The following is a 3,441-nucleotide window of genomic DNA, read 5'->3' as shown; positions in this document are numbered from 1 at the left end:
CCTCCACCGCGACGCCCACGCCCAGCAGCGTCAGCGTCAGCACCACCATGGCCCGGTAGCCGTCCATGTCGCCCACCGGCGCCTCGTTGAGCGCGGACAGCGCGAGCGCGTTGGGGAACACGTGCGTGAGCGCCCAGACGGTCTTGTCCACCCAGTGCTTCTCGAAGCTCAGGCGGGGCGAGGGCGGGAAGATGCCCGCCTTGAACAGCACCTGGGTGACGGCGTACGCGAGCGCCAGGCCCGCGCCCATCACCAGCAGGTGCTTGAGCATCCAGCGCGCGGTGTCCTTCAGCGACACGTCGCGGTGCACCACCAGCGACGCCGCCAGCAGCACCGCGGAGAACAGCCCGCTCACCTGATAGATGAGCGTCGCGGTGGCCATGCTCCCCACCGCGGCCAGCGCGTACGGCCACCGGACGGGTGCGTCCGTCCCCGGCGGGCCCATGGCGCGGCGGGCGAAGGCGAACGCGCCCAGGCCCAGCATCAGCGCCACCGCCTGCGGCCAGCAGATGCCCCAGTTGGCGATGACCTGCGCGGACGGCGTCACCGTGAGGAAGGCCGCGAGCAGCGCGGCGGAGCCCGGCCTCCAGCCCTCCTTGCGCAACAGCAGGAACACCGCCGCCGCGAGCACGCCCAGCCCCGCGACGCCCATCAGCCGCAGCCCCATCAACCCGTCGATGCCGCCCGCCGCCTTCGCGGACGCCTCCAGCATCCAGCCATAGAGCGGACGGCCCTGCGACGCGCAGACGCGCAGAATCTTGCCCGGCTCCTCGCGCGCCTCACGCAGGATGGCGTAGTCGTCCCGCAGGCCGTAGCGGTGGATGATCGCGCTCCAGTAGATGAGCCAGGGGAGCAGGAGCAGCAGGGCCACGGTGCCGGGGACCGCCAGCGCGCGCGGCGTGGGACGCTTCATCAACGAGAAGGCCATCGAAGTTGACGCAACGTAGCAGAAGCCTCCCCACGACTCCCGGAGGAACCGGGACACGGCAGCGTTCCAGTTACGGTGAGATGGGCGGGGCTCCAACCACCTGCGGCTCCTGCTCCTCCCCGAACTCCGGGCCCCGGGGCGCTCTGACGACATTGAGCACGGGGCGTGCGTCCGCCAGGGACGGGGTGAAGAGGGAGGGCTGGTCGGGGTCCGCGAACACGGTGGCGAAGTCCTCCGGGGCCAGGCCTCGCGCGAGCCGGGCCGCGAACGAGTCCTTGAGCAGCCGCACGTAGTACTCGACGTCGTAGTCGCGCGCGTCGTCGTCCGGGCTGGGGCGCGCGGCGGGCTCGCCGTCGTCGGCGTCCGCTTCCGGGAGCAGGCCCGCCCGGCCGCCGGTGGCGCGGTAGATGCGGATGCGCTCGCCCAGGGACCAGTGCTCGCGGCCGTTCGTGAGCAGCGCTTCGTACGGCAGCTCCTTGCGCTGCTTGCGCGTGGCCAGGTACTGCGACGGGGACTTGGTCAGCCGCACCTGCGCGGAGACTTCAAAGGTGGGCACCTGGCGGCGCCTCAGCGCCATCACCGCGTCCACGTAGGTGTCGCGCACGGCGCGCACGTCTCCGGCCAGCAGGTGCTGGAGGGCGCGGCGCAGGAAGCCCTCTCCGTAAGGCTCCGCGCGGCTGGAGCGGAAGGCCACGCCGCGCAGCAGGAGGGGGCCGTCGTAGGGCTTCAGCGCGTAGTTCTTGGGTTCGTGCGACAGCATGGCGGCGTAGCGCCCCTCGAACTCCAGCTTCACGCGCGGGGGCAGGAGGCTCGCGACCTCCGACACCACGCGGCGCTCGTCCACCTCCGTCCAGGACTCCGGCACCGCGAAGTAGACGCCATCCGTGTCCGCCTCCAGCAGCGTCACGCCCCGGTCCGCCAGCTCGCGGCACATCAGGCCCAGCAGCTCGCGCCCCCGCCGCGTCACCTCGTTGGCGGCGTGCACGTCCGAGAAGCGGGTGAGCCCCACCGCGCCCAGGTAGCCGTAGGCGGAGTTGATCAGCAGCTTCATCGCCGCGGAGATGGCCTCTTGCGTGTGGCGCTCCGCTGAGCCGGGCGGGGCCTTCTTCGCCTTCGCCTTCGCGTCCAGGCGCTGATCCACCAGCCGGTCCACCAGCGCGAGCAGCGCGTTTAGCCGGTCTCGCCTGGGCCCGATGCGGTAGTGGCGCATCAGCGACGGGTAGAGGCTGGCCACGTCCGCCTTCACGATGTGGCGCGCGACGCCGGTGGCGAACAGGTGCAGCGCCGCGCCGCTGTGGGACGTGCCGTCGCCGGTCTCGTGCCCGGGCAGCGCCGCTCCGGAGCGCACGTAGGCGCGCACCAGCAGCGGATCCAACACGCCCGTCGCCGGGCCCGCGTCCGCCAGCCGCTCGTAGCGCCGGGGGGCCATGCGCGCGAGCGCGAACGGCGCGCCGCCCAGCAGGTGCGCCAGCCCCGCGGCTTCCGTGACGTCCTCGCGGGCGTAGCGGCGCACGCGCTCCGGGTCCTTCAGGAAGACGTCATGGATGCGCGCGCCGGGGATGAGCTCGCGCTCGGGCCCGGACAGGCCCAGGTGCTTCGCCACCGCCTTGAGGCCGTGGCCGGGCAGGTCGCGCGCGGAGAAGTCGTAGCGGCGCACGGCGTCCAGCGTGTCGATGAACTCGCGGCCGGGCACGGTGTAGCGCGCGCGGCGCATGGGGTCCGCGTCCCGGCCTCCGGGCCCCCGGTTCAGCGCGGCGCCCCGGGCGGAGGGCCGGTGGCGCAGGCCCGGCAGCCCCGCGCGGCCCAGGGCCAGCGGCACGTTGAGCCGCTTCGCGCGCTGGTCCAGGAAGGGCAGGTCGAAGCCGTGCAGGTTGTGGTTCTCCACCACGTCGGGGTCGGCTTCCCGGATGCGCGCGACCAGCCGGCGCAGGAGGTCCGCCTCGCCCGCGTCGCCGTCCGCCGTCACCTCCAGCGTCTCCGCGCGGCCCTCCGGGTCCCTCAGCGCCACCAGGAAGATGCGGTCCCGGGAAGGGTCCAGGCCGGTGGTCTCCAGGTCGAACTGGAGCCTGCGCAGGTCGTCGAAGACGAGGTCGCGGAAGTACGTGCGGCCGGTGGCCACCAGGTACTGCTCCTCGGGAGGCAGCACCAGCGCCGTGGCCGGGCCCAGGTCGCGCAGGTGGCCCACGCGCTGATCCAACCGCTTCGATGCGCCCTTGAGCACCGCGGACGCCAGCGCGCGCCCGTCGTCCGCGCTGACCAGGAAGCGCAGCGCGCCGGGGCCCTCCAGCTCCCGGTACGTCACCGCGCCTGGCGTGGGGGACGGGCCTTCGGGCCGCAGCACGTCCCCCAGGTGCTCCAGGTCCTGGAGCGATGAGAGCAGCACCCAGGGCCGGTACCGGGCGTCCTCGCGCTGCCTCACGTGCGTGCCGGGCTGCCGCTTCCAGACGAAGGCGCGCCCGTCCGGCTCCGCCCACACGGACACGATGCCCGGCGTGGGGTCCCATCCCCACAAC

Annotated in this window: 1 protein-coding gene and 1 pseudogene; both read right to left on the bottom strand. The window is 73.4% G+C overall.

Annotated elements, in window-relative coordinates; all coding sequences use genetic code 11:
- Nucleotides 1-913: pseudogene (locus tag D7X55_RS37605) on the bottom strand (hypothetical protein); the annotation flags it as partial.
- 85 nt (nt 914-998) lie between these two features.
- Entirely contained in the window at nt 999-3,440 is a 2,442-nt protein-coding gene (locus D7X55_RS37600) for a DNA polymerase domain-containing protein (RefSeq protein ID WP_233610308.1), read from the bottom strand.
- Nucleotide 3,441: the final 1 nt, after the last annotated feature.

Source organism: Corallococcus sp. AB049A (assembly GCF_003668885.1).
Taxonomy (GTDB): domain Bacteria; phylum Myxococcota; class Myxococcia; order Myxococcales; family Myxococcaceae; genus Corallococcus; species Corallococcus interemptor.
The sequence above is the reverse complement of the archived record's forward strand: the minus strand, read 5'-3'. Positions and strand labels throughout refer to the sequence as shown.